Origin of the sequence: Aeromonas sp. s13 (assembly GCF_040907905.1) — a bacterium.
Classification (GTDB): Bacteria; Pseudomonadota; Gammaproteobacteria; order Enterobacterales; family Aeromonadaceae; genus Aeromonas; species Aeromonas veronii.
The window spans coordinates 41,317-66,284 of sequence record NZ_JBFOCS010000017.1 but is presented as its reverse complement, the minus strand read 5'-3'; the positions used below and the strand labels follow the sequence as shown (position 1 = coordinate 66,284).

Genomic DNA, 24,968 nt, shown 5'->3' with positions numbered 1-24,968 from the left:
GGGAAGTGCGCATTCTAGGGGGTGTTGCGGTGGTGGCACAAGCCGCACTCATGGTGGAGGCCCATAGATGCAGCACCGGAGGCAGAAATCTTGGCGCTGTTGGGATATGCGAGATTGGAATGGGCTGATGGGCTTTATTTGAGGCTTGATATTGTGTCGCACTTTCTTACAATTCTTCGGTTTTGTGACGCACTCTACAGTTTTACGATATCGCCCTTTTCTAAAGGAGAGTCCCCATGGGCAAGTTCCTGCTTTGCTATCTGGTCGGTGGTCTGGTGGCCATCAGTTGGGCTGCGCTGCCCGCTCATGGTCCCTGGGATCAGTGGGACCTCGCGATTTTTCATACCGTCAACGGCTGGCTCGGGCAGTCGGCTCTGTGGGCCGATCTGGTGGCCATCACCAATAACCGGCTGTTCGATCTGGCGGTGCTGGCCTGTATGGGGCTGATCCTGGCCCGATGTTTCTTTGCACGGGATCTGGCGGGTCGTCGCCAACTGGTGGCAATGGGCATAGTGATGCTGCTGAGTGCACTGGTGATCAACCAGCTTGGTCACCGATTGCCGGTGGAGCGACCCAGCCCGACCCTGATGGTGGCCGATGCGCTGCGGGTGACCCAGATCAGCGCTATTCCGACCAAGGACTCTTCCGGTGACAGCTTCCCCGGGGATCACGCCCTGTTCCTGATGATCTTCGCCGGCTACGCCTTGCGTTATCTGCCGCGCTGGGCCGGTGTCAGTGCATTGTTGATGGTGCCGATCTTTTCCACGCCACGCATTCTGGCTGGCGCCCACTGGTTTACCGATGTCTACGTCGGTGCGCTTGGGCTGGCGACCCTCTGTCTGCCATGGTTGCTGCTGACCCCGCTGGCAGATCGGCTGATAGACCGCATAGCCCCCCGATTGGCCCGTGTGCCGCTGCTGCGCAGTCAGACCCACTGATTGAACGTCGCAAAATAAAACGCCCCGACATGAAAATGTCGGGGCGTTTTGTTATCCACCCGCGAGAGATCAGCCTTGATAGCCGTTCGGGTTGTTGCTTTGCCAGCGCCAGGTATCGACCATCATCTGCTCCAGACCGCGCTCTGCCTGCCAGCCCAGCTCGGCACGGGCCAGCGTCGGCTCTGCCCAGCACTCGGCGATGTCGCCCGGGCGGCGGGGTTTGATCTGGTAGGGAATGGGTCGGCCGCTGGCCGCTTCAAACGCCTTGACCATCTCCAGTACCGAGTAGCCCTGACCTGTGCCCAGGTTGTAGGTGAAGACGCCGGTGTCGCTCTTGATGCGCGCCAGTGCTTTCAGGTGGCCGATGGCCAGATCCACCACATGGATGTAGTCGCGCACGCCGGTGCCATCCGGGGTCGGGTAGTCGTTGCCAAATACCCCCAGCTCCTTGAGCTTGCCGACACCCACCTGGCTGATATAGGGCAGCAGGTTGTTGGGGATGCCGTTGGGATCTTCACCAATCAGGCCGCTCTCATGGGCGCCGACCGGGTTGAAGTAGCGCAGCAACACGATAGCCCAGCGGGGATCGGATTTGGCGAGATCGCGCAGGATCTCCTCCACCATCAGCTTGGAGCGACCATAGGGGTTGGTGGCGCTGGTGGGGAAATCTTCCCGCAGCGGTACCGAGGCGGGATCGCCATAGACGGTGGCCGAGGAGCTGAATACCAGCCGGAAAACGCCAGCCCTGGCCATCTCTTCGCATAGCACCAGAGTGCCGCTGATGTTGTTCTGGTAGTAGGTGAGCGGGATCTGGCTCGACTCTCCGACCGCCTTGAGGCCGGCGAAGTGAATGACCGATTCGATCTGGTGGTTGGCAAACAGCTGCTGCAGGCAGGCTCTGTCCAGCACATCCCCTTCGACGAAGGTGACCGGCTTGCCGGTGATCCGTTCGACCCGCTTGAGTGACTCCGGTGAGGAGTTGGATAGGTTGTCGAGTACCACGACCTGCTGCCCGACGTTCAAGAGTTCAACCAGGGTATGGGAGCCGATATAGCCGGCGCCCCCTGTGACCAGTATTGTCATTTTTTATCCCGTGTTCTGGTGAAACTGGGGCAGAGTCTACCCGTCCTGCCCGCTCGGGAAAAGGTTGAGATACCAATGAAGCCCTTTGTGTATCTCAATAATCGAGACTGATATCCCCTTTCGCGGTGCAGGAGCAGGCCAGAGCCACGCCGCTCTCCAGATCCTGCGCACTCAAGGTCATCATGCTCTGGCGCTCGATGTCACCTGTGGTGGTGCAACGACAGCTGCCACATACCCCGGCGCGGCAAGCGGCCATTATGGTTTCGCCCGCCGCTTCCAGCGCCGCCAGCAGGGTCTGACCCGGCAGGATTTTCACCTTTTTTCCGCTCTTTTTCAGGGTCAGCCAGAAGTGATCGTTGGTGGTGGTGGCGGGCTCTGCGGGGGGAAGACCAAAGGACTCCTGATGCAGTTGCTCCGGCGGCAAACCCAGCTCTGTCAGCATGGTGCTGACCGCCGCCATATAGGGTGCCGGGCCACAGAGATAGACATGGCGTTCGCACAGATCCGGGGCCAGTTCGGCCAGCATGGCGGGGGTGAGTCGGCCAATCCAGGGGTGATCTGCAGGGGCTTCTTCCAGAATCAGGGCATGGCGTACACCGGCATGGGCCTCAGCCAGTGCAGCCAACTCATCTGCGAAGATCACATCTGCTGGCGAGCGGGCGCTATGGATAAAGCGGATATCGGCATCCGGCTGTTTGGCGAGCTCGTCCCGCAACATGGACCACATTGGGGTAATGCCGGAACCAGCGCTCAAGAGCAGCGGCCGTTTGCAAGGCAAGGCGGTCAGGTTGAAATCGCCGAACGGGCCATCCACCCGGATCTCGTCCCCCACTTGCAGGCTCTGGTGCAGATGACGGGAGACCCGTCCCACATCCTTGATTGTCACCTGCCAGCAGGCATCTTGCGGGCTGGAGGAGAGGGTATAGGCGCGGCACTCCGGCTGGCCGTCAATCTCGGTATGCAGGGTGATGCACTGGCCAGCCAGTACGGGAGGGAGGCAGCCGGAAAGCGGCGCCAGCTGCCAGCTCACGACGTCGTGGGTGTCCTGTTGGCGGCCAATGCAGGTGAGCGTGAGAGAGGTCATCACAAGGCTCCTTGGGTTTGATAAGGTTTGAAACGGTTTGAAAAACGTCTGGTGAAAAAGCCGGGTCCAGAAAAAAGGCGAGCCGGGCGGCTCGCCAAATGCTTACAACATGAGGTGCCGATCAGGCCGCCAGGATCTCGGCCAGGTCAGCCTCGGCCATGGTGGTCCCTTTCAGACCAAACTGCTCTTCCAGCACCTTGAGCAGGGCCGGGGTGAGGAAGGCGGGGGCGGTTGGGCCGGTACGAATGTCTTTCACCCCGAGGGAGAGCAGGGTGAGCAGAATAACGATGGCTTTTTGCTCGAACCAGGAGAGCACCAGCGTCAGCGGCAGATCGTTGACCCCGCACTCGAACGCTTCGGAGAGCGCCAGCGCCAACTGGATGGCGGAGTAGGCATCGTTGCACTGACCCACGTCCAGTAGACGGGGAATGCCACCGATGTCGCCAAAGTCGAGCTTGTTGAACTTGTATTTGCCGCAACCCAGCGTGAGCAGCAGGCTGTCACGCGGCGCCGCCTTGGCAAACTCGGTGAAGTAGGCGCGCTCGGCCTTGTCGCCGTCACAGCCACCTACCAGGAAGAAGTGGCTGATCTCTCCGGCTTTGACCTTCTCAATCACCGCGGGGGCGGCCTGCATCAGAGCGTTGCGGGCAAAGCCGATGGTGATGAAGTGCTCGAGCTCTGTGTGTTTGAAGCCTTCCAGCGCTTGCGCCTTGGCAATCACGGCGGAGAAATCATCTCCCTCCAGATGGGTGACGCCCGGCCAGCCGACGATGGAGCGGGTGAAGATACGATCCGAGTAGTTGCCCACATTCGGGTCGATGATGCAGTTGGAGGTCATCACCACCGCGCCCGGGAAGTTGGCAAACTCCTTCTGCTGGTTCTGCCAGGCGGAGCCGTAGTTGCCCACCAGATGGGAGTACTGCTTGAAGAAGGGATAGGCCAGTGCGGGCAGCATCTCGCCGTGGGTGTAGACATGAATGCCGGTTCCCTTGGTCTGCTCCAGAATGAGCTTGAGATCCATCATGTCGTGGCCGGAGACCAGAATGCACTTGCCGGGGATGGGGGTGACGCGTACCTGGGTCGGTTCCGGATGACCGAAGGCGCTGGTTTCACCGAGATCCAGCATCTCCATGATTTTGAAGTTGAGCTGACCGATCTCCATGGCGCAGCTGAACAGCCGACCCATTTCGCTAGGATCTGTGCTGAGCCAGCTCATGATGCGGTGGAACTCGGCGGCCACCTCGTCACTCTGCTGATCCAGCACCCGGGCGTGCTCCATGTAGGCGGCGGCGCCCTTGAGGCCGTAAAGACAGAGCAGGCGCAGCCCCATGATGTCTTCGTTCACCTCGCTCTTGCCCCGATTGGGGGCGGCTGGCGCGGCATGGGCAAGCTGCTCCAGCAGTTCGGCACCGGGTTCGAAGTAAGCGGACTGTGGCAAGTCGTTGACCTGCACCGCCATGGCGGTCAGACGATCGGCTAACTGCTGGCGATAGGCGAGGGCCTGATTGACGTAGGCCACGATGCGATTCGAGTCGAAGTTGACGTTGGTGAGGGTGGCGAAGAAGGCCTTGGGCACGAAAGCATCGACCTCGCGATCCATGATGCCCTGCTCGCGGGCGGCCAGCGCCCAGGCGCTGAGCCCCTGCAGGGTGTAGATCAGCACATCCTGCAGATCCGAGGTTTCCGCCGTCTTGCCGCACATACCTTGTGCGTAGGCACAGCCGTTGCCTGCCGGGGTACGAATTGTTTGTTCACATTGCACACAAAACATCATGTCTCTCCTAATTGGACATTTCAGTTGTCTGTTTTGTGGCGATTCTATTCCTCTCGCGAAAAACTTAATAGGCATTCAATTTGCCAATTAAGATTCCCTTGATGCAGATCAAAAACAAAAAAAGCCGCCCAAACAGGGCGGCAAGCGGGTGGATAAAAGGAGAGACAACTCAGGTTTGCAACAGAACATAACAATCAGACGGATTGGGCCGTGGTCTGGTCAGGAGCTTTCGGCCCGGTACTTACTCAAGCCAGCATACGTACGCTGTAGTCGGCTTGGTTCACTATCAGGCCAGATAAGCGCGCAGCATCCAGACCAGTTTTTCCTGCTGCTGCACATAGTCGGAGAGGATGGAGGCTGTGCCCTCATCACCGGCTTCGGCGGCCTGGCCCAGAATTCGGCGCTGGGCGACCAGCAGTTCGCGGAAGCTATCCAGCAGGGATTCGACACAGGCGCGGCCATCGTGCAGTCCTTTTTGCTCCGGGATGGCAGAGACTTTCAGGTAGTCACTGAAGCTGTGCATCGGCACGCCATCCAGGGTCAGGATCCGCTCGGCCAAGGCATCGACTTTCAGCAGCAGGTCGTTGTAAATCTCTTCAAATTTCAGGTGCAGTTCGAAGAACTGGTTGCCACGGATATTCCAGTGGAAGCCGCGCACGTTCATGTAGAGGATCTGGTAGCTGGCCAGCAATTTGTTCAACTCGGCTGCCAGGGCTTGTGATTGAGCAGTATCAAGACCAATCGGGCTTTTCATCATTCACCTCCAGATTTGGAAATCGGTTTTAAATTCTCTTTCGGAACGCAGTCAGAGTAACGCCTTGCAAAATGAAGGGACAATTGCTTGTACCTAACTGTTTGATAGCTAACAGCTATCAAACAGTACGCAGCGACGGGGGCAATGGATGAGGATTAGGGGAAGTATTTTTCGAGCAGCGCCATCAGGATGGCCTGACACTCGCGGTCTGGTTTGCTATCGACCTTGCTGGCGCGAAAGTGGAGCTGAAAGGCGCCCATGACGGCGCGGCTCTGCTCATCCCACTGGCCGCTCCGGGGCAGGCCATAGCCATAGCGGGCCAACTGCTGCTGCCACATGGCCGCATCCCAGTCGGGCAAGGGGCTGGCCAGCAACTCAGCCACCCGACCTTCATCGGGCCAGGCGCCGACCCCGTACGTCAGATAGAGCTGGCGCCAGGGGAAGTGGGGGCCGGGATCCTGCTTGCGCTCGGGGGCGACATCGCTGTGGCCCAGCACCTGGGTCGGTGGAATCTGGTAGCGGGCGACCAGCTCCCGGCTGAGGGCGCCGACGGCAGCAATCTGCTGCGGGGTATAGGGTTGCCAGCGCCGCGCATCGGGGGCCAGCGGCTCATCTTCTGCTGGATAGCCGAGGTTGACGATCTCGATGCCAAGGGAGCTGGCATTGAGCCCGGCATATTGGTGCCAGCGGCTGCGTCCGGCATGCCAGGCGCGCGCGCTGTCCGGCACCAGCTGATGGACCGGTAGCGGGGTCTCGTGGCTGTCGCGGGGGATCAGGTAGTGGGCGCTCACCTTGTGCTCCGGCTCGGTCAGCAGGCGCAAGGAGTTGGCATCATCTTCGTCGGTGTAGTGGAGGATCAGAAAGGCGATCCGCTCGTTCTGGTTGGCGCTCTGATAGCGGGTTGAGAGCTGATATTCGGACGGAGTACAACCACCCAGCAGCAGAACCAGTGGCAGAAAGAAGAGGGGAAGAAGACAGCGCCAGCGCCATCCCCCTGCCACAGCCAGGCTGCTGAGCGTGGGAGGAGTGAGTCGCTGGCACATGTCGAAGGCCCTGTCTGTACAGTCGCGCGGCTGGTTAGCCGCGGTATTTGGCCGTGAGACCGATCAGGAAGTTACGCAGGATCTGATCCCCGCAAGCCTGATAGTGCTTGTGATCCTTGGAGCGGAACAGGGCACTGAGCTCGGACTTGGAGAGGTTGAAGTCGGCGAGCTTGAGGGTGCCGAGCATATCCTCTTCCTTGAAGTTGAGACCGATGCGCAGCTTGCGCAGGATCATGTTGTTGTTGATCCGGTTCGGGATCACCTGGGCCGGTGCATCTTCGCGCACGCCGCGGCGGGCGATGATGAAACCGTCGAGGAACTGGCTCAGGGCCGAGTCGGGACAGGCAACATAGCCTGCCTCTTGCTCTTCACCTTCCGCCGCCTCTTTCATCAACCAGCTGTGCAGTTGGGCGTGAGTGACCGTCAGGTTGCCCTTGGCAAACATCTCGACCATCTGGTCGTTGCTGATGGTGAGGGCGTAGCGCAGACGGCGCAGAATATCGTTGTTGGTCATGCTGACTCCTGTGTAAACGGCGCAACTTTACCATCTGGCAGCCCTCGCGTCAGAAAAAGCGGGGGCCGATACACTTCAGGTCAAGCTCATCAAGCCTTGCCGAGATAGCGGGGCGCCTCCTGGCGCACCAGTTCCAGCGCATCTTGCAGCTCCAGCAGCTCGGGTTCCAGCTCGCTCACCGGCACGCCGTCACGCAGCTGTTGCTCCAGCTGGGAGAGCAGCCGTTGCAGTCCCGGCACCCCGGAATAGGCACAGCCACCGTTGAGGCGATGGAGCTGGGCCAGCACCTCGCTATCTTCAATTTCGCCAGCCAGCGCGCTATCCAGCACCGGCTCGACCTCGTCAAAACTGGCCAGCAGCATGGTCAGCATCTCTCTGGCGAGATGCTCTTTCCCCGCCGCCTGCCGCACCGCAAGTGCCCAGTCGATCTGTTGGGCACCATTATTCTGGTGACGGCGATGGGCAAAGTCGGTGATGAGCTGGGCCAGCATGCTCTCGTCGATGGGCTTGGCCAGATAGTCGTCCATCCCCTGCCGGATCAGCCGTTCCCGTTCGCCGGGGATGGCGTGGGCGGTCACCGCCACGATCGGGGTGGTGGTGTTGAGGGATTGGTTGCGGATCGCCTGGGTGGCGCTGATGCCATCCATGATCGGCATCTGGATATCCATGAAGATGATGTCGAACGGCTGGCTCTGGGCCTGCTTGACCGCTTCCTTGCCGTTTTTGCACACCACCACCTGACTCACCATCTCCTTGAGCATGGCGGCGATCAGCTTGAGGTTGGCGGCGTTGTCGTCCACCGCCAGCACCTTGATCGGCTGCAACTGGCGCGGCGCAGGCTGGGCGGGCAGCTTCTGGCGGCTCGACTCCGGCGAGAGCAGGGCGTGCAGCAGCTTGCGATGGTTGACCGGTTTGGAGAGACAGTGCTGGGCGCCATGGGCCAGCATAGCTTCATAGAGTGCCGGCTCGTGGCTGCTGAGCAGTACTATGGTGTTCTGCTGCTGGCCGTTCAGTTTGTCGAGACGGCCGAGCACCTGCTGCGGCGTATGCTGGGTGCTGCTGCCGATGATCACCATCTCCTGCTCGCTCATCTCAGGCCAAGGATCATCGCTGGTCAGTGGGTGCACATCGAGGTGCCACTCCGCCAGCAGGGCGAGCAGAGAGGTTTGCGCGAAGGGATCCGGCTCCAGCAGCCAGAGCCGTTTGCCACGGATCCGATCCAGCGGCAGTTGATCGGTCTGGGGCAGGGGCGAGACCTCCACATCCAGACTAAACGAGAAGATGGATCCCTTGCCGAGCTCCGATTCGAAGCGGATCTGGCCGCCCATCTGCTGCACCAGCTTCTGGGTAATGACGAGGCCAAGGCCCGTGCCGCCATAACGGCGGGAGATGGAGGAGTCGGCCTGATTGAAGGCCTGGAAAAGCTGATGTTGCTGCTCTTGGGAGATGCCGATGCCGGTATCACGGATCTGGACGTTGAGCCTCACCTTGTGGTTGCCACTGCCGGTCTGCTCGATATGGACATCGACGTTGCCCTGTTCGGTGAACTTGATGGCGTTGCCGGTGAGGTTGGTCAGCACCTGTTGCAGACGCATGGGGTCGCCGGTGAGGTAGTCCGGCACATCGGCATCCACCCGCAGGGAGAGCTCCAGCTGCTTGTCGTGGGCGCTGGGGCCGAGCAGGTGCATGGTCTCGTTGAGGGTGTCGCGCAGGCTAAACGGGATATGCTCCAGCTGCAGCTTGCCCGCTTCCAGCTTCGAGAAGTCGAGGATGTCGTTGATGATGCCAAGCAGGTTGCGTGCCGACTTCTCGATGGTCTGCATGTAGTCGGTCTGGCTCGGGGTCAGGCTGGTTTTCAGCAGCTGGCGGGTAAAACCGATGACCCCGTTGAGCGGAGTGCGCAGCTCGTGGGACATGTTGGCCAGAAACTCCGACTTGACCCGCGCCGCCTCCTGCGCCCGCTTCTTGGCCATGTCGAGTTCGACGTTCTGGATCTCGATCTGCTCCAGCGTTTCGCGCAGGTCAGAGGTGGCCTGATCGATATTCTGCTGCATCTCTTCGTGATATTCGGAGAGCGCCTTGGCCATGGCGTTGATGCCGTTTTTCAGCATATCCAGCTCGCCGGTGAGCTGGCCGCTGACCCGGGTATCGAGCCGTCCCTCCCTGATCTTGTGCACCGCCTGCACCATGTTGGTGATGGGCTGGGTCACGCTCTTGACCAGACGGAAGCCAAACAGGGTACTGAAGGCCACCCCGATGAGCACCATGATCACCGCAAAGAAGGTGTCGCGGTACTGCAGCAGCATGGCCCGATCGGTCGCCATCTGCATCGAGATGTAGCCGATCATCGGCGGCTCTACATCGCTGGGCAGCGGGAAGCCATCCAGACTGGTTTCAGCCTGGATCGGGGTGCGCAAAATGATGTCGTCCCCCTGAAACGTCACGCTGGTCAAATCCGGAATAGGCTCGCCATCGGGCAGCCTGAGTCGGGTGAAATCCCGGTGATAGTTCGAGGTGACGAACAGCTGGTTGTCCTGGGTGAAGACAGCGATGGACTTGATGAAGGGGGAGTTCTTGCGGTGGGTCAGGCCAATCAGCCGCTTGAGGGATTCGCGACTGTGCTGGGTCATCCCGTATTCACTGGCTATCGCCAGCGGTTCGATGATGTTGATCCCCTGATCAATGAGGTTGTTTTCCAGCTGCTGGTAGCGGTGGAAGGTGAAGTAACCGGCCATCAGGCCACCGATGATCAGGGTCGGCAGGATGGTGAAGGCGAGAACGCGTGCTCTCAGGCCATATTTGGTCATACGAACAGGCCACCAGTGAACAGGGTTGGCGATAGGGTTGATGGCAATACACGGGCTCTGTGGCCGTATTTGGTCATACTATTATTCTTGTGGGACAATACCCGGCAGCAGATTTCACAATCATGACATAGCCACCTATAGGCACCAAGTTTTATGGCCCAGTTTTTCAAGCCCCAAAAGAAGTCCACCCAGCTCCAACGCATTGAATTTACGATAGACACCCTCGATCACCACTGCGTCGGTATCGGTCGCCATCAGGGCAAGGCGATCTTCGTCGAAGGGGCACTGCCCGGCGAGACCGTCAAGGCACGCATCACCGAAGAGAAAAAGCAGTATGGTCACGCCGCCTTGCAACAGGTGGTTACCCCGGCAGCCAACCGTATCGCCCCCTTCTGCAGCCACTATCGCGAGTGCGGCGGTTGCAGTGCCCAGCACATGTCGGTTGCCGATCAGCAAGCCGCCAAGGCGGCCGGACTGGTCAGCCTGTTCGAGCGGTTGGGCAACATCAAGGCGCCGGCGCTGGAGCCGGTACTGACCGGTGAAGATCGTGCCTACCGCCGGGTCTGTCGTCTGGCCATCAAATTTGACAAGAACGGTCGCTGCACCCGGGTCGGTTTCCGCCGTCGCAACAGCAACGATCTGGTGGAGATCGACGGTTGCCCGGTATTGGCCGAGCCGCTCTCTGCGCTGATTGCCCCGCTGCGTGAGTGCCTCAATCGCTTGAAGAGCCAGCGTGAGCTGGGCCATGTGGAGCTTATCCAGGCGGAGCAGGGGATCATGATGCTGCTGCGCCACACCGGCCGCCCCAATGAGGCGGATCGCGCCCTGCTGGTGGAGTTTGCAAAAGCGCAGGGGATCGACCTCTATCTGCAAGCGGCCGATGATCGCATCGAAGCGCTGCAGCAACAATTTTCCCCATCCTATTCGCTGGATGGCCTGTCTCTTGCATTTGCTCCGGGTGACTTCATTCAGGTCAACGGCCCCATCAACCAGAGCATGGTTGAGCAGGCGCTGACATGGCTCGGGGCGAGCAAGGATGACAAGGTGCTCGATCTCTTCTGCGGTATCGGCAACTTCACCCTGCCGCTGGCCCGTCAGGCTCGCGAAGTGGTGGGTGTGGAAGGTGAACTGGCCATGGTGCAGCGGGCCGAAGAGAACGCCCGTCGCAACGGCATCACCAATGCCCGTTTCTACAAAGCCGACCTGAGCGATGACATCGTCGGCATGTCCTGGGCGCGGGAAGGGTTTGATCTGGTGCTGCTGGATCCGGCTCGCCCCGGCGCACTGGAAGTGATGGGACACGTCGTGAAACTTTCACCCAAGCGGGTGGTCTACGTCTCCTGTAACCCGGTCACCCTGGCGCGGGACAGTCAGGTGCTGGTGAAAGGGGGTTATCGTCTGGTGCGCCTCGGCATGCTCGACATGTTCCCTCACACCGGTCATCTGGAGTCCATGGCGCTGTTTGAACGGGAGTAAATGACTCATCAGTTCGGCGATGCCGGATAGGTCATCCGGCATGTTTGTTACTGTTTGAGCAGGTGTGTATATGAAGTAATCCTGCTCATCGGTACGGCGATGCGGATGTGTAATCTGGCATGTCTGCGGCTGTTTGAGCTGGTGTGTATATGAAGTAATCCTGCTCATCGGCACGGCGATGCGGATATGTAATCTGGCATGTCTGCGTCTGTTTGAGCTGATGTGATTGGGGTAATCTAGACCCTCGTCGTTCGGCAGGGCCTGTTGGTGCGCTCTATTGTCTTTCTGGACAATATGCCTTGAAAAGTGCGCTGGATATCCCCATTTGAGGCAATCTCATGAGGGGAGAAAGTGACAGCTTTCGGCCCGATAATTTAAAGGATTGATACCATGGTTGCGGTTCGCGATATTCATTTGAAAGACAACTTCACCCTGGAAGAGTGGGTCAGCTCGCTCTCCTTGAGTGACAGTGAAAAGGATCAGCTGCGAACCGTCTACCAGTATTGTTTGACGCTCGGTGACGAGGCGCTGACCAGTAAGCTGCTGGTGCGCGGCATCGAAATGGTGGGCATCCTGCAGATGCTCAGCATGGATATCGGTACCCTCAAGGCCGCCATCATCTACCCCTTCGTCGAAGCCGGTCTCATCAGCCAGGAGCGGATGGACGAGGACTTCGGCTCCAAGATCGCCAAGCTGGTGGAAGGGGTGCTGGAGATGGAGGCCATCCGCTCCCTGCAGACCCTCCATCGCAGCGAAACCTCGCCGGAGCAGGTCGACAACGTGCGTCGCATGTTGCTTGCCATGGTCGAGGATGTGCGCGCCGTGGTGATCAAGCTGGCGGAGCGGATCGCCTGCCTGCGGGAAGCGAAGACGGCAGATGAAGAGACCCGGGTGCTGATGGCCCAGGAGATCACCAACATCTATGCGCCGCTCGCCAACCGTCTGGGCATCGGCCAGCTCAAGTGGGAGCTGGAAGATCTCGCCTTCCGTTACCTGCACCCGGATACCTACAAGCAGATCGCCAAGCAGCTCGACGAGAAGCGGCTCGACCGCGAGCGCTACATCCGCGAGTTTGTGCAATCCCTGCGTAATGGCCTGAAAGAGGCGGGAGTTGACGCTGAGGTGTACGGTCGGCCGAAACATATCTACAGCATCTGGCGCAAAATGCAGAAGAAGCACCTCGAGTTCAACGAGTTGTTCGACGTGCGCGCGGTGCGGGTAGTGACCAAGCGGCTGCAGGATTGCTATGCGGCGCTCGGCATCGTCCATACCCAGTTCCACCACATTCCTCGCGAGTTTGACGACTATGTCGCCAACCCCAAACCCAACGGCTATCAGTCGATCCACACCGTAGTGGTGGGGCCGGAGGGCAAGACTGTCGAGATCCAGATCCGTACCGACCAGATGCATCAGGATGCCGAGCTCGGCGTCGCGGCGCACTGGCGCTACAAGGAAGGGGCGCAGGCTGGCGGCAAGGCCAACACCTTCGAAGACAAGATCGAGTGGCTGCGCAAGCTGCTCGCCTGGCAGGAGGATCTCTCCGAGAGCGGCTCCCTGCTGGAAGATCTGCGCAGTCAGGTGTTCGAGGACCGGGTCTACGTCTTCACCCCGAAAGGGGATGTCATCGACCTGCCGGCTGGCGCCACCCCGCTCGATTTTGCCTATCACGTCCACAGCATGATCGGTCACCGCTGCATCGGCGCCAAGATTGACGGCCGCATCGTGCCGTTCACCTACGCGCTGCAGACCGGCGATCAGGTGGAGGTGATCACCCAGAAGGAGCCGAACCCGAGCCGCGACTGGATGAACCCCAACGCCGGCTTCCTGCGCTCCAGTCGGGCGCGGGCCAAGGTGGCGACCTGGTTCAGAAAACTGGATCGGGACAAAAATATCGTGGCCGGTCGCGAGCTGTTCGAGAAGGAGCTGGATCGCCACAACCTCAGCATGTCCAAGATCGACAAGGGCAACATGCTGCGCCGCTTCAATCTGGAGAGCACCGACGATCTGCTGGCCGGTATCGGCAGCGGCGATATCCGCATCAACCAGGTGCTCAACTATCTCGACACCTGCTACAACAAGCCGACGGCGGAAGAGGAAGATCGCCGCCTGTTGGAGAAGCTGGAGCAGAAGGCCAATGCGCCGATGCGCCACAAGCCCAAAGACCATATCGTGGTGGAAGGGGTTGGCAACCTGATGACCCATATTGCCCGCTGCTGTCAGCCGATTCCGGGGGACTCCATTCAGGGCTTCATCACCATGGGGCGCGGCGTCTCGATCCACCGGGAAGATTGCGAGCAGCTCAAGGAGCTGTCACGGCGCAACCCCGAGCGGCTGATCGATGCGGTGTGGGGGGAGAACTACTCCGGCGGCTACGGCCTCACCATCCGGATCATCTCCAACGATCGCTCCGGCCTGCTGCGCGATATCACTACTGTGCTGGCCAACGAGAAGATCAATGTGATGGGGGTGCGCTCGCGCTCCAATGTGCGCGAGCAGACCGCCGAGATCGATATGGAGCTGGAGATTTACAACATCAACGCCTTCAACCGGGCGTTGGCCAAGCTCAGTCAGCTCAACGATGTGATCAGCGCCAAGCGGCTTTGATATCGAACCGACCGGCCCCAGTGGCCGGTCTGCATTTACGACCCTTTTTGAACGAATTGAAAGCGAATATCTCATGTCTCAACGTTACGATCTGCCTCAACTGCTCGACATCATGGCTCGTCTGCGTGATCCGCAAAACGGCTGCCCCTGGGATCTGAAACAGGACTTCCAGACCATAGTGCCGCACACTCTGGAAGAGGCCTACGAAGTGGCCGATGCCATAGAGACCGAAGATTGGCAGGGGCTGAAAGGGGAGTTGGGCGACCTGCTGTTTCAGGTGGTGTTCTACGCCCAGCTGGGTAAAGAGCGGGGCTTGTTCGACTTCGCCGATATCGTGGATACGGTGAGTGAAAAGCTCATTCGTCGTCACCCACACGTTTTTTCCGATGCAGACCTTGCCAACGAGCAGGCGGTAAAAGCGAACTGGGAGGCGGAAAAAGCCAAAGAGCGGGCGGCCCTCGACAAAGAGAGCGTGTTGGACGATATCCCGCAGGCGCTGCCTGCCTTGACTCGCGCCGCCAAGATCCAGAAACGCTGCGCCACCGTCGGTTTTGACTGGAAGACGCTGGGGCCTGTGGTGGACAAGATCCACGAAGAGATCGATGAGGTGATGGAAGAGGCATTGATGGCCGATGTGGACGAGGCGCGGGTGAGCGACGAGCTCGGCGACTTGTTGTTTGCCACCGTCAATCTGGTGCGTCATCTGGGCAAGGATCCGGAGCAGGTACTGCGAGGCGCCAACGCCAAGTTCGAACGTCGTTTTCGTCAGGTTGAGCAGATAATCGCCGCAGAAGGCTTGAAAATGACCGATTGCACCCTCGAAAAGCTCGATGCCGCCTGGGATAAGGCGAAGGAAACCGAGCAAAGTTGATTTGGCGCAAGATGGGGGGGCGGTGAGCCTGATAGATTTTTGCTCATTGTTTGGGAGAGGGGTTTTTGGTATACTGTTTCCCCGTCCTGCTTCATCCCCGAAGCACCCCTTAAAATTCCCTAAACTTCTTTCAGGTTCAGCATGACGACCAAATATATTTTTGTTACTGGTGGCGTTGTTTCATCCCTCGGCAAAGGCATTGCCGCAGCTTCTCTGGCAGCCATTCTGGAAGCCCGTGGTCTGGATGTGACCATCATGAAACTGGACCCGTACATCAACGTGGATCCGGGCACCATGAGCCCGACCCAGCATGGTGAAGTGTTCGTAACCGAGGACGGGGCCGAAACCGATCTGGATTTGGGCCACTACGAGCGTTTCATCCGCACCAAGATGACCCGTCGCAACAACTTTACCACCGGCCGTATCTACGCCGACGTACTGCGTAAAGAGCGTCGTGGTGACTATCTGGGCGCCACCATTCAGGTTATCCCGCACATCACCAACGCCATCAAAGAGCGGGTGATTGCCGGTGCCGAAGGCCATCAGGTTGCCATCGTCGAAGTGGGCGGTACCGTGGGTGACATCGAGTCCCTGCCGTTCCTCGAAGCCATTCGTCAGCTGGCTGCCGAAGTGGGCCGCAACAACGCCATGTTCATGCACCTGACGCTGGTTCCTTACCTGGCTGCTGCCGGTGAAGTGAAGACCAAGCCGACCCAGCACTCCGTCAAAGAGCTGCTCTCCATCGGTATCCAGCCGGATGTGCTGATCTGCCGCTCCGACCGTGCCATTCCGGCCAACGAGCGCGCCAAGATTGCCCTGTTCTGCAACGTGCCCGAGCGCGCCGTCATCTCCATGAAAGACGTCGACTCCATCTACAAGATCCCGGCACTGCTGAAATCCCAGAATCTGGACTCCTACTTCACCGAGCGTTTCGGTCTGGAGTGCAAAGAAGCTGATTTGTCCGAGTGGGAACAGGTTATCTACGAAGAGGCCAACCCGACTGGTGAAGTGACCATCGGTATGGTCGGCAAGTACGTCTCCCTGCCGGACGCTTACAAGTCCGTCAACGAGGCGCTCAAGCACGGAGGTCTCAAGACCCGTCACTCCGTCAACATCAAGTACATCGACTCTCAGGATATCGAGACCCGTGGCGCCGAGCTGCTGGAAGGTCTGGACGCGATCCTGGTGCCGGGTGGCTTCGGTGAGCGCGGTGTGGAAGGAAAAATTCTGGCTGCCCAGTATGCCCGCGAGAACAAGATCCCCTACCTGGGTATCTGCCTCGGCATGCAGGTTGCCATGATCGAATTCGCTCGCAACGTGGCGGGCATGGAAGGGGCTCACTCCTCCGAATTCAAGAAAGATTGCGCGTATCCGGTCGTCGGCCTCATCACCGAGTGGGTGGATGAAGAAGGTAATGTCGAGACCCGTACCGAGAAGTCTGATTTGGGCGGTACCATGCGTCTGGGTTCCCAGCTCTGCCACCTGGTCGAAGATTCCAAGGTGCGTCAGATGTACGGCAGCCCGACCATTTACGAGCGTCACCGTCACCGTTACGAAGTAAACAACAAGCTGCTGCCGCAGATTGAAGCGGCAGGTCTGAAAGTGACCGGTCTCTCCGCCGACAAGAAGTTGGTGGAAATCATCGAGATCCCGGATCACCCCTGGTTCGTGGCTGCGCAGTTCCACCCGGAGTTCACCTCTACTCCTCGTGATGGCCACGCTCTGTTCGCCGGTTTTGTGAAGGCGGCAGGCGAGTATCAGAAGCGTAATTTGAAGTAATTGAAAATAAATGCGGTTGGGGCACTGTGCCACAGCCGCTTTTTTTGGCATATTTTTGTTGTTTTTTTACGAAACCTGAGGAAATACACATGTCCAAGATCGTTAAAGTGATCGGTCGTGAAATCATCGACTCCCGTGGTAACCCGACCGTTGAGGCCGAAGTTCACCTGGAAGGTGGTTTTGTTGGTATGGCAGCCGCTCCGTCTGGCGCGTCCACCGGTTCCCGCGAAGCGCTGGAACTGCGTGACGGCGACAAGAGCCGTTTCCTGGGTAAAGGCGTGCTGAAAGCCATCGAAGCCGTAAACGGCCCGATCGCTCAAGCTCTGCTGGGTAAAGATGCCAAGGACCAGGCCACCGTTGACCAGATCATGATCGACCTCGACGGTACCGAGAACAAATCCAAGTTCGGCGCCAACGCCATCCTGGCTGTTTCCCTGGCTAACGCCAAAGCTGCCGCTGCTGCCAAAGGCATGCCGCTGTACGCCCACATCGCCGAGCTGAACGGCACCCCGGGTGTTTACTCCATGCCGCTGCCGATGATGAACATCATCAACGGTGGTGAGCACGCCGACAACAACGTCGACATCCAGGAGTTCATGATCCAGCCGGTTGGCGCCAAGACCCTGAAAGAAGCCGTTCGCATGGGCGCAGAAGTGTTCCACAACCTGGCCAAAGTGCTGAAGTCCAAGGGCTACAACACTGCAGTTGGTGACGAAGGTGGTTTCGCTCCGAACCTGAAATCCAACGCCGAAGCGCTGGAAGTTATCGCTGAAGCCGTTGCCGCTGCCGGTTACAAACTGGGCACCGACATCACCCTGGCTATGGACTGCGCTGCTTCCGAGTTCTACGACGCAGAGAAGAAAGAGTACAACCTGAAAGGCGAAGGTCGTGTCTTCACCTCCAACGGTTTCTCCGACTTCCTGGCTGACCTGACCACCAAGTTCCCGATCGTCTCCATCGAAGATGGCCTGGACGAATCTGACTGGGAAGGTTTCGCCTACCAGACTGCTGAACTGGGCAAGAAAATCCAGATCGTTGGTGACGACCTGTTCGTAACCAACACCAAGATCCTGAAGCGCGGTATCGACAACGGCATCGCCAACTCCATCCTGATCAAGTTCAACCAGATCGGTTCCCTGACCGAAACTCTGGCTGCCATCAAGATGGCCAAAGACGCTGGCTACACTGCCGTCATCTCCCACCGCTCCGGTGAGACCGAAGACGCGACCATCGCCGACCTGGCTGTTGGTACCGCTGCTGGCCAGATCAAGACCGGTTCCATGAGCCGTTCTGACCGTGTTGCCAAGTACAACCAGCTGATCCGTATCGAAGAAGCTCTGGGTGCCAAAGCTCCTTTCCGCGGTCTGAAAGAAGTTAAAAACCAGGCTTAATTTGCTGGTTTGCCAGCCTCGGCTGGAATGAAAAAAACCGGAACCCCTGGGTTCCGGTTTTTTTATGCCTGAGCCTTGCCACAACGCCCTGAGAGGCGAGGGGGTTATGCCTCTGGTTTCGGGTCAGATAATGGGGAGCATGCGCTGATAGCGCCCTGCATGCGCCTTGAAGCCCAGCTTTTCAAACAGGGCGATAGAGCGGACGTTATCTGCATCGATATCTGCGGTGAGGCGGGTGACTCCCAACGTGCTGGCGTGGGCGAACAGCAATCCCAGCGCTTCCGACATAAACCCTCTTCGCCAATAGGCCGCATTGAGCAGGCAGCCCACCTCGCAGCTGTGGCCCGCCTCACTGAAACTGTGCATGCCGCAGGTGCCGATCACCTTGTTGCCCTCCCGCTCGACAATCGCCCACTCCAGCGACTCCCCCATTTGCTCCAGCCGCACCACGCTCGCCATCAACTGCGCCACCATGGCGGGAGAGGTAAAACAGGGATCAGAGGCAAACTCCATGGTCAGCGGATTGCCATAAATCTCGAACAGATCGGCAGCATCCTGCGGGCCAATGGTGCGCAGTACAATCCGTGTGCCGGTTAAGTCGGGCTTCATAAATCTCCTTGGGGAGTGTTACGCCAGCAGAGATACAGGTAAAAAATGAGACAGCGTGAAAGTCGGTCTCTGAAGGCAACTGGCACTATCACGAAATATTTCTATCGCGAGCGTCCGATTACGCTTCGCTAATCGAACCTACGGGCTGACGCGCCTTGGATCGCGCCAAAGCGTTTGATATAAACCCCGCAAGGGGATCTTCCGATTACTGGTGATGTATTGGCGGGGATATTCGCGATTGTCCGAATACGCTGCGCTATTCGAACCTACGGGCTAGCCTTCCTCTTTAATACAAGCACCATTAGTTGACAATAATATCTTATCAATCAGTTTTTCAATATCTCCAGTATAACCTGATGATGCAATTGTTATCTCTCTGTGATCGTCTGTCGCTACCAAGCATTCAACATATGCTTTCCCAGTATTTATTCTTATTGCGCGTAATCTGATGGGAGCTGTTGCTGCACATAGCTCTTGACTTACATTTTTCCCTATCTTTTTTAGAAGACGTTCATTTTTATTCCAGACGACCTTATATTTACTTCTCGGAATTGAGTAGACAAATATTGTAGAGAACATAGCCATAACCAGAAAAGTAAGCACTAGTATCAGCCAACCCCAGATGCCAAAAATTGGTTTCGAAGAGGTTAGTTCGCCAGCGATCAGTAGCAATGAAAATATTGTACAAGCAATGCTGACTACTGCGCCAAGCCAGCTTATTATGGTTGAGTTACTTTCGTACAATATGGTTTCTTGTGGTGGCATCATATGTTTGTTTCCGATCTTTTTTATAGCAAAATAAAATCAAAATGATTAGGGAGTGTACTGCCAGAATCATTAAATACTTAGCCAGCACTTCAAAAGTGCCGCATCAAGGCGGCTAATCTCAATCCAGCAAGAGGAGCTTCCGAACCTTGCTTATTTCGTGGTGGGTTATTTGCGTTTTTCCGAATGCGCTTTGTTATTCATTAGCTCTGTATCTATTTTGTTTGAAAAATCGGAGAAATTACCCAAGTCAAATGGGGCATAAATTTTCTTGCGACCGTTGGTGCGAATAACCAGGCAATTTACTATTAGTAACATTTCCATGCTCACGCCGACCATCTCTGCATATGGTATGGATACTTTCCGAAAGAAGCGGTTTCTACCTACAACACCCTCACTTCTTACTTCGACAGAAAACAATCTGGAGGCTTGAGCCATTGCGAACAATACAACGAAGGATGCTAGCAGGATTTTTAAATATTGGTAAAAGAGCCAAGAGCCCAACTCCATGTCGAGTTGGGTTTTGTATGTACGGAGTGCAACAAACCCGGAAAAAATCAATGTGATAAATATAAAGAACCGCTTGCTCATGGAGAGTAATGGTGGTTTCCAATTTAATGAATATTTCATGGTGTATTCCAGTTGGATGAAAATAACGTCCGCTTAATCAGTGAATGGCAGAGGATCTACACCTTGTCAGGAAAGCTTGCTATAGACATAGTGGATTGTCCAAATTTTTTGGGGCCGATTTATTCGCAATTGTCCGAATACGCTTCGCTATTCGAACCTACGGGCTAAAACAACGCATAGTGAATGTGCCATGCGTTGCGAATCCCTCTTGAACAGTTTGTTAGGTTATAGGGCTTGAGGTGACAATACCAGTTTCAAACCATTTCTTTATTACGTAATCGTAAAATGCATCGTTTGGTTTTGAACCACAAACATTTACAAGTTCATGACCAGTCTGAGTTAAAAGAGCAGCTCCTAAACTAATTTGATTGTCTTTCTGCTGGTTAAAATAAAGGTCGGTAGGCTTACCATAGTAATGAAATCGTTCGTATTGACCGAGCCTTCTTCTAACATAACCCGCTGTTGGCTCAAACGAAATTAATCCTATTGCATCAAGGTGTGTTAGGTTAGAAAAGTTCACTCCAGCATCATTATAAATATCATCATTTACGTCAAATATCATCGGGATGCAGTTACCATGAAACCAGACAAATTGGCAGAAATCTGTGAACATTTTTGCATCCTTCTTATCCATCGATGCTACAAAATCAACAGTTCGTTTGGAGAAAGTTCCAGGTTGATTAGCCTCGTTGGACAACAACTTAGACCATAGTGACTGCATTTCCAAGTCAGATACATTTTCACATTTAGAGAAAAAATGAGCTACCCAATCTTCGTCTAGAGCATCGGTATTGGAGTCATCGGGAAGCTCTTTAATAGCTTGTGCGGTTATTTTTTCTATATTTTGTTGCTTTTTAGATTCTTGAACTAACACTCTCTGCATTGCTATTTGTTCTATTTCTGACAGTTCTAACTGAGCTAAAAGCTTTATCTTATCAGCTTCGGGATTGGCTTTAGCCAGCTTTTTGATTTTTCTCGGCTAATATAGAACTCCAACTGCATTAGATATTTTCTCAATCAAAACCGTTGCTGGCTTAGAGATATCACCTAAATTAACCACAGAATTACCTTCACTCAATGTTTAACTCCTCTTTTAACCTAGCAGTGATTAGATGGAAGGCGGTACTAATCCGTTATCAGGGCATTCCATATAACTCCGTAACACCTCCATCGTCGCCAAATCACGCTTGCGTGAACAGGTCAGAAATAAAGATGAGGCCGTTGCCATGTTGGGTGGGTCATTGTGGGCTGCGTTCACTTATCCATTCCATCCGGCATGGCTACCGCCCCTGAATTTCAGCCTCCAGTCTGCTGCTGTTCACCAACGGGATGGGGTTGGCATGGCTCATGGGAGACTCCGACGAGGCAAGTGTCGCCAAATGGCAATATTAACTATGGCGCTGTGGAGAGAAAGCTCAATATTGAGGATTTCTGTGCAAGATCAATAAATTAATCAAATATTGCCAACGATTGATGACGCGCCGAGATAGCGTGAACAACCCTTCTTGAGCTATCGCCATAGAATATTCATGGTCATATCTGGCTTGAACCAGCATAAAACTCTTTGTTATTGTCCGCATTCCCCGCTGAAATAGCTTATTTATCTATAAATCAACAAGATAGCATTATGCGTTGGCGTCGCGGGGGCATCTGCTATCGGGAAGGAGAGTTATGAAGTCGCAGTTCAAAGTGGCGCTGGCCATGTTGGCCCTGTTCGTCGTCCAAGGCTGCACAGCCCCGGATTCATCCGCCAAACGCAATGCACCCGGCCCGGTGCTGACAGTGCATTACGAAAGTGCCCCCCTGATCCCCGTCACCATCGCCGGTGAGCAGTACCAGTTTTTGCTCGATACCGGGGCCAGTATCACCTTTATCGATCGTCGTCTGGCCAGCCGCTTCAAGGCGCTGACCTTAAGCGAATTGCCCAGGGCCTATCAGGCTGATTTTGCCACTGTGAGCAGCGTTTCGAGCCAACTGGGCAGCGAGCAGCTTGGCTTTGTTGAGCCGCAGCCCTTCTCGGTGGGGTCGGTCACCATTGATGACAGCGATTTGTGGGCAACCGTTGATTTCGATCTTTTCTCCCAGTCTCTTGGCAGCCGTATCGATGGCATCCTCGGGATCGACACCATCCGCCGTTTCAACTGGGTGTTTGATCGCGACAGGCATCAGCTCACGGCTTCGCTGACGGCACCGTCGGCAGCGACTTTCGAGCGTTGCATCGGCTATGAAGACAGCTACAACCGCTCCCCGGCAGTGTATCTGACCCATGGCGAGAGCAGCGTGCGCATGTATCTGGATACCGGGGCCGATCAGAGCTATGCCGACCATGCCTTTATCGACTTTATGGCGAGCCAGAAGGCGATCTCTGGCGAAGATGCGATGCCACGCAAAGGGGTGGACGCCAGCGGTATGGTGGAGGGGCGTGACCATATCCTCACCGGCCTGCACTTTGATGAGCGCCAGCTCGGTGAACTGCGCGTGTCGGAAAACAGCAATGAGCAGTATGGTCTGGGGCTGGATTTTGTTAACCGCTTCAATCGCTTTGCGATCATGCCCGGGCGGATGATGCTCTGCTACGACGCTGACAGCCTGGCGCGCAAAGTGCCGCCAATCCTGCGCAATATCGGGGTGCGTTTTGATGGCGAGCATCTGCAGGTCTACTACAGCGATGAACGGGATCTTGCCCCCTATGGTCTGGCCAACGGCGACATTCTGGAACAGATCAACGGGGTGGCTTATCGTCCCCTCGATATCGACAAGGTGCGTGAACTGCTCAGCACCGGCAAGCCGGGGTCGCTCAAGTTGCGGATTGTGCGGGAAGGAAAACCGCTGGATATCGCCATCTAGTCAAGGTGGGGCGGCAAGACGAGCCGCCCCTATGAGCCTCAGCCCTTGGTTGGATTTTCCATGCAGGTGAGGGTTGGCTGGCCGTAACGCTCCAGCGTGGCGTCGTCCCCCTTGGTGAAGAAGGTGAGGTTTTGCCCTTCATAACGGGCGCCGCTAGCGCTGGGGGCTTCATAGGCGAGCACTTGTTGCTGTTTGTCGCCCTCGCTCAGGTTGATTACCGCGGCGGGCAGCTTGGCATCGTTATAGAAGTAGGTAGAGAGAGTGACGCTCTTGCCGCACTTGTAGTTGACCGGTGCCGGCACCATCAGCTGGCCGCCGCTGATCTGCAGTTCGGTGATCCGCAGCAGGTAGTTATCCTCCACACACTGGCGCAGATCCTGCCCCTTCCAGCAGTCGTTGCGACCTTTGATCCAGCCGCGCTGCATGGCGCGCTCGGTCTTGAGCTGCTCGGGAGAGAGCGCTGCAATCGCCTTGGGGTAGAGGGCCGCCAGTTCGTGATCAAGGGCGGCCAGTCCGGCATCCTTGCAGATCAGGGTTTCGACCGACCCGGACGCTTTGGTGCAGTCAAAGGAAGGGGTTGCGGCACTGGCGAGCAGAGGGGCAAACAGCAGGGCGGCAAGCAAGGTCTTGTTCATCGATAGATTCCAGCAATGAGGAGGGGATATCTGCCTACTACAGCACACTCTACAGGGCAATGCAGCAGGGGAGCCGAGCGCATTTTGCTCTGCAGCATGTGTTGGCGACCGGTTTTGCCGCGCTACTCCAGTGGGGAAGGGAACTGTTGCTGGATAAGGCCGGCTTGTTTGAAAACTGGTCAGCAGTGGTCGCTATTTTGAGCATTCAGACAGGCCTGCAGCATTGCGCTTTCACTCCTGTTCGAGAGGCGTGCTAGATTTGCAGCCTTTTCTTAATAACAAGAAGGTTAGCTATGTTCAGGTTGATGACGGGGGCCTTGCTGGCCATCATGCTGTCCGGTTGTGCGGCCATGTTTAACGGCACAAGTCAGCAGGTTTCCATTCGCAGTCAGGATCCCGATGCGGAGATCTACGTCAACGATATGTTGCTGGGCCACGGCAATGTGATCACCTCGTTCAAGAAGAAAGAGAATTACACCATCACGGTCAAGCGTGCAGATTGCTACTCGGTGACAGTGCCGGTTTCCAAGTCGTTCGATGCCACTACTCTGCTCGGGATCTTTGTCGATTTCGGCGTGGTCTCCATTCTGGTGGTCGATGGGGTCGGCACCGGCGCCTGGCAGAAGTTTGATCAGAATGCCTTTATCGTTGACCCCATCTGCAAGAAAGCCTGATCGTTATGGATGGGGCATCGGGTGATGCATCCAGATACAGATCTTTGCTGATGTGAAAAACCCGACACTCCTTGCCGGAATGTCGGGTTTTTTGTGGCCGCGATAAAGGGGGGAGGCGGGTTGCCCGGTCGATCAGGCCAGCGCCAGTTGCTGACTGTGAGCGCGCCACAGCCGCTCGTGGAAGAAGAACACCACTGTGTTGATGGCCGGTTCGATCATCGCCATCACGCCGCCGGTGAGCAGCTCGCCGCTCAGCAGGAAGGCCACACCGAAGGCCACCGAGAAGTGGACCACCGCGAAGCTGCTGGTCTTGGCCTGCAGGCTGTGCTTTGGCTTGAGCTTGTGCCAGCCAAGGTCATGAAAGTAGAAGGCGACCGTGTTGACGGCGGGCTCGATCAGGGCGATCAGGCTGGCGGTCAGCAGTTCACCGGTCAGCAGGTAGGCCACGGTAAAGGCAACACCGAAGTGCAGGATGGCAAAGCTGATGGTCTTTTTCATGATGGCGGCTCCCTCTGTTGATGATGTGAGTATCCGCCGAAATGAGATTAAATGAAAACTATTCTCATCTATTGCCAAAATAGAGAGAACCTATCAAAGTAACAGTGCCTCCGCATTGCCGTGAGGCAGGCTCGCGGTGTGCCAGCATTTCGGGCAGGCCGGATAAAAACAGGAAGCCCCGTGACGGGGCTT

Annotated in this window: 21 protein-coding genes; 8 read left to right on the top strand and 13 right to left on the bottom strand. The window is 56.7% G+C overall.

Going from position 1 to position 24,968, the window contains the following annotated elements:
• The first annotated feature begins 236 nt into the window (after nucleotides 1–236).
• On the top strand, nucleotides 237–938 hold the full coding sequence (locus AB5Y82_RS02175) for a phosphatase PAP2 family protein (RefSeq protein ID WP_368173596.1): 702 nt from the start codon (nucleotides 237–239) through the stop codon (nucleotides 936–938).
• Nucleotides 939–1,007: 69 nt separating this feature from the next.
• On the opposite strand, the gene galE is transcribed toward AB5Y82_RS02175, so the two are convergent.
• The 7 genes from galE to barA form a co-directional block, all read right to left on the bottom strand.
• Complete coding sequence (galE, locus tag AB5Y82_RS02170; protein ID WP_159144325.1) at nucleotides 1,008–2,021, bottom strand: UDP-glucose 4-epimerase GalE; 1,014 nt, start codon at nucleotides 2,019–2,021, stop codon at nucleotides 1,008–1,010.
• Between the two features lie 94 nt (nucleotides 2,022–2,115).
• Entirely contained in the window at nucleotides 2,116–3,105 is a 990-nt protein-coding gene (locus AB5Y82_RS02165; RefSeq protein WP_159144324.1) for a hybrid-cluster NAD(P)-dependent oxidoreductase, read from the bottom strand.
• A gap of 121 nt (nucleotides 3,106–3,226) precedes the next feature.
• Nucleotides 3,227–4,876, bottom strand: a complete 1,650-nt coding sequence (gene hcp / locus AB5Y82_RS02160; protein WP_159144625.1) for a hydroxylamine reductase — start codon at nucleotides 4,874–4,876, stop codon at nucleotides 3,227–3,229.
• 289 nt (nucleotides 4,877–5,165) lie between these two features.
• A complete protein-coding gene (locus AB5Y82_RS02155; RefSeq protein WP_005362843.1) occupies nucleotides 5,166–5,633 on the bottom strand; it encodes a Dps family protein in 468 nt (155 codons plus the stop codon).
• Between the two features lie 155 nt (nucleotides 5,634–5,788).
• Nucleotides 5,789–6,676: an N-acetylmuramoyl-L-alanine amidase gene (locus tag AB5Y82_RS02150; RefSeq protein WP_159144323.1), complete on the bottom strand. Its 888-nt coding sequence runs from the start codon at nucleotides 6,674–6,676 to the stop codon at nucleotides 5,789–5,791.
• 34 nt (nucleotides 6,677–6,710) lie between these two features.
• Nucleotides 6,711–7,190, bottom strand: coding sequence for a DUF1456 family protein (locus AB5Y82_RS02145; RefSeq protein ID WP_159144322.1), 480 nt, complete (start codon nucleotides 7,188–7,190; stop codon nucleotides 6,711–6,713).
• A gap of 89 nt (nucleotides 7,191–7,279) precedes the next feature.
• Nucleotides 7,280–9,997: a two-component sensor histidine kinase BarA gene (gene barA / locus AB5Y82_RS02140; RefSeq protein ID WP_159144321.1), complete on the bottom strand. Its 2,718-nt coding sequence runs from the start codon at nucleotides 9,995–9,997 to the stop codon at nucleotides 7,280–7,282.
• A 153-nt stretch (nucleotides 9,998–10,150) separates the two neighbouring features.
• Here barA and rlmD point away from each other — a divergent pair, with 153 nt between their 5' ends.
• From rlmD to eno, 5 genes are all read left to right on the top strand, one after another.
• Complete coding sequence (gene rlmD, locus AB5Y82_RS02135) at nucleotides 10,151–11,473, top strand: 23S rRNA (uracil(1939)-C(5))-methyltransferase RlmD (RefSeq protein WP_159144320.1); 1,323 nt, start codon at nucleotides 10,151–10,153, stop codon at nucleotides 11,471–11,473.
• 390 nt (nucleotides 11,474–11,863) lie between these two features.
• The gene (gene relA, locus AB5Y82_RS02130) at nucleotides 11,864–14,077 is read left to right on the top strand and encodes a GTP diphosphokinase (RefSeq protein ID WP_005335588.1); all 2,214 of its coding nucleotides are present in this window, start codon (nucleotides 11,864–11,866) and stop codon (nucleotides 14,075–14,077) included.
• Nucleotides 14,078–14,150: 73 nt separating this feature from the next.
• Nucleotides 14,151–14,948 (top strand): nucleoside triphosphate pyrophosphohydrolase, encoded by a 798-nt coding sequence (gene mazG / locus AB5Y82_RS02125; protein WP_042079921.1) that lies wholly within the window; start codon nucleotides 14,151–14,153, stop codon nucleotides 14,946–14,948.
• Nucleotides 14,949–15,089: 141 nt separating this feature from the next.
• Nucleotides 15,090–16,727, top strand: a complete 1,638-nt coding sequence (gene pyrG, locus AB5Y82_RS02120; RefSeq protein ID WP_005335584.1) for a glutamine hydrolyzing CTP synthase — start codon at nucleotides 15,090–15,092, stop codon at nucleotides 16,725–16,727.
• Between the two features lie 89 nt (nucleotides 16,728–16,816).
• Entirely contained in the window at nucleotides 16,817–18,118 is a 1,302-nt protein-coding gene (gene eno, locus AB5Y82_RS02115) for a phosphopyruvate hydratase (protein WP_005335583.1), read from the top strand.
• A gap of 123 nt (nucleotides 18,119–18,241) precedes the next feature.
• Here eno and AB5Y82_RS02110 read toward each other — a convergent pair whose 3' ends face one another.
• The 4 genes from AB5Y82_RS02110 to AB5Y82_RS02095 all read right to left on the bottom strand — a co-directional run bounded on the left by AB5Y82_RS02110 (nucleotide 18,242) and on the right by AB5Y82_RS02095 (nucleotide 20,996).
• Nucleotides 18,242–18,727, bottom strand: coding sequence for a GNAT family N-acetyltransferase (locus AB5Y82_RS02110; protein ID WP_144714126.1), 486 nt, complete (start codon nucleotides 18,725–18,727; stop codon nucleotides 18,242–18,244).
• Nucleotides 18,728–19,000: 273 nt separating this feature from the next.
• Nucleotides 19,001–19,495 carry a hypothetical protein gene (locus AB5Y82_RS02105; protein ID WP_159144319.1) on the bottom strand — a complete coding sequence of 165 codons (495 nt, stop codon included), beginning with the start codon at nucleotides 19,493–19,495 and terminating at the stop codon, nucleotides 19,001–19,003.
• Nucleotides 19,496–19,660: 165 nt separating this feature from the next.
• The gene (locus AB5Y82_RS02100) at nucleotides 19,661–20,122 is read right to left on the bottom strand and encodes a hypothetical protein (protein WP_201296118.1); all 462 of its coding nucleotides are present in this window, start codon (nucleotides 20,120–20,122) and stop codon (nucleotides 19,661–19,663) included.
• Nucleotides 20,123–20,342: 220 nt separating this feature from the next.
• Nucleotides 20,343–20,996: a DUF2806 domain-containing protein gene (locus tag AB5Y82_RS02095; protein WP_368173595.1), complete on the bottom strand. Its 654-nt coding sequence runs from the start codon at nucleotides 20,994–20,996 to the stop codon at nucleotides 20,343–20,345.
• A 797-nt stretch (nucleotides 20,997–21,793) separates the two neighbouring features.
• On the opposite strand from AB5Y82_RS02095, the gene AB5Y82_RS02090 reads away from it, so the two are divergent.
• Nucleotides 21,794–22,969, top strand: a complete 1,176-nt coding sequence (locus AB5Y82_RS02090; RefSeq protein ID WP_368173594.1) for an aspartyl protease family protein — start codon at nucleotides 21,794–21,796, stop codon at nucleotides 22,967–22,969.
• 38 nt (nucleotides 22,970–23,007) lie between these two features.
• Here the strand turns inward: AB5Y82_RS02090 and AB5Y82_RS02085 are convergent, their stop codons facing one another.
• Nucleotides 23,008–23,604: an MliC family protein gene (locus tag AB5Y82_RS02085; protein ID WP_368173593.1), complete on the bottom strand. Its 597-nt coding sequence runs from the start codon at nucleotides 23,602–23,604 to the stop codon at nucleotides 23,008–23,010.
• Nucleotides 23,605–23,897: 293 nt separating this feature from the next.
• Here AB5Y82_RS02085 and AB5Y82_RS02080 point away from each other — a divergent pair, with 293 nt between their 5' ends.
• On the top strand, nucleotides 23,898–24,278 hold the full coding sequence (locus AB5Y82_RS02080; RefSeq protein WP_005335561.1) for a hypothetical protein: 381 nt from the start codon (nucleotides 23,898–23,900) through the stop codon (nucleotides 24,276–24,278).
• A 132-nt stretch (nucleotides 24,279–24,410) separates the two neighbouring features.
• Here the strand turns inward: AB5Y82_RS02080 and AB5Y82_RS02075 are convergent, their stop codons facing one another.
• Nucleotides 24,411–24,776, bottom strand: coding sequence for a DUF2061 domain-containing protein (locus tag AB5Y82_RS02075; RefSeq protein WP_236322988.1), 366 nt, complete (start codon nucleotides 24,774–24,776; stop codon nucleotides 24,411–24,413).
• Nucleotides 24,777–24,968 lie beyond the last annotated feature (192 nt).

What these genes read in the sequence shown, in the direction of transcription:
- hcp (WP_159144625.1), bottom strand. Translation starts at nt 4,876, where the DNA reads ATGTTTTGTGTGCAATGTGAACAAACAATTCGTACCCCGGCAGGCAAC.
- mazG (WP_042079921.1), top strand. Translation starts at nt 14,151, where the DNA reads ATGTCTCAACGTTACGATCTGCCTCAACTGCTCGACATCATGGCTCGT.
- AB5Y82_RS02150 (WP_159144323.1), bottom strand. Translation starts at nt 6,676, where the DNA reads ATGTGCCAGCGACTCACTCCTCCCACGCTCAGCAGCCTGGCTGTGGCA.
- AB5Y82_RS02145 (WP_159144322.1), bottom strand. Translation starts at nt 7,190, where the DNA reads ATGACCAACAACGATATTCTGCGCCGTCTGCGCTACGCCCTCACCATC.
- AB5Y82_RS02155 (WP_005362843.1), bottom strand. Translation starts at nt 5,633, where the DNA reads ATGAAAAGCCCGATTGGTCTTGATACTGCTCAATCACAAGCCCTGGCA.
- pyrG (WP_005335584.1), top strand. Translation starts at nt 15,090, where the DNA reads ATGACGACCAAATATATTTTTGTTACTGGTGGCGTTGTTTCATCCCTC.
- AB5Y82_RS02085 (WP_368173593.1), bottom strand. Translation starts at nt 23,604, where the DNA reads ATGAACAAGACCTTGCTTGCCGCCCTGCTGTTTGCCCCTCTGCTCGCC.
- relA (WP_005335588.1), top strand. Translation starts at nt 11,864, where the DNA reads ATGGTTGCGGTTCGCGATATTCATTTGAAAGACAACTTCACCCTGGAA.
- AB5Y82_RS02165 (WP_159144324.1), bottom strand. Translation starts at nt 3,105, where the DNA reads ATGACCTCTCTCACGCTCACCTGCATTGGCCGCCAACAGGACACCCAC.
- AB5Y82_RS02090 (WP_368173594.1), top strand. Translation starts at nt 21,794, where the DNA reads ATGAAGTCGCAGTTCAAAGTGGCGCTGGCCATGTTGGCCCTGTTCGTC.
- AB5Y82_RS02075 (WP_236322988.1), bottom strand. Translation starts at nt 24,776, where the DNA reads ATGAAAAAGACCATCAGCTTTGCCATCCTGCACTTCGGTGTTGCCTTT.
- barA (WP_159144321.1), bottom strand. Translation starts at nt 9,997, where the DNA reads ATGACCAAATATGGCCTGAGAGCACGCGTTCTCGCCTTCACCATCCTG.
- rlmD (WP_159144320.1), top strand. Translation starts at nt 10,151, where the DNA reads ATGGCCCAGTTTTTCAAGCCCCAAAAGAAGTCCACCCAGCTCCAACGC.
- AB5Y82_RS02105 (WP_159144319.1), bottom strand. Translation starts at nt 19,495, where the DNA reads ATGATGCCACCACAAGAAACCATATTGTACGAAAGTAACTCAACCATA.
- AB5Y82_RS02175 (WP_368173596.1), top strand. Translation starts at nt 237, where the DNA reads ATGGGCAAGTTCCTGCTTTGCTATCTGGTCGGTGGTCTGGTGGCCATC.
- AB5Y82_RS02100 (WP_201296118.1), bottom strand. Translation starts at nt 20,122, where the DNA reads ATGAAATATTCATTAAATTGGAAACCACCATTACTCTCCATGAGCAAG.
- eno (WP_005335583.1), top strand. Translation starts at nt 16,817, where the DNA reads ATGTCCAAGATCGTTAAAGTGATCGGTCGTGAAATCATCGACTCCCGT.
- AB5Y82_RS02110 (WP_144714126.1), bottom strand. Translation starts at nt 18,727, where the DNA reads ATGAAGCCCGACTTAACCGGCACACGGATTGTACTGCGCACCATTGGC.
- galE (WP_159144325.1), bottom strand. Translation starts at nt 2,021, where the DNA reads ATGACAATACTGGTCACAGGGGGCGCCGGCTATATCGGCTCCCATACC.
- AB5Y82_RS02080 (WP_005335561.1), top strand. Translation starts at nt 23,898, where the DNA reads ATGTTCAGGTTGATGACGGGGGCCTTGCTGGCCATCATGCTGTCCGGT.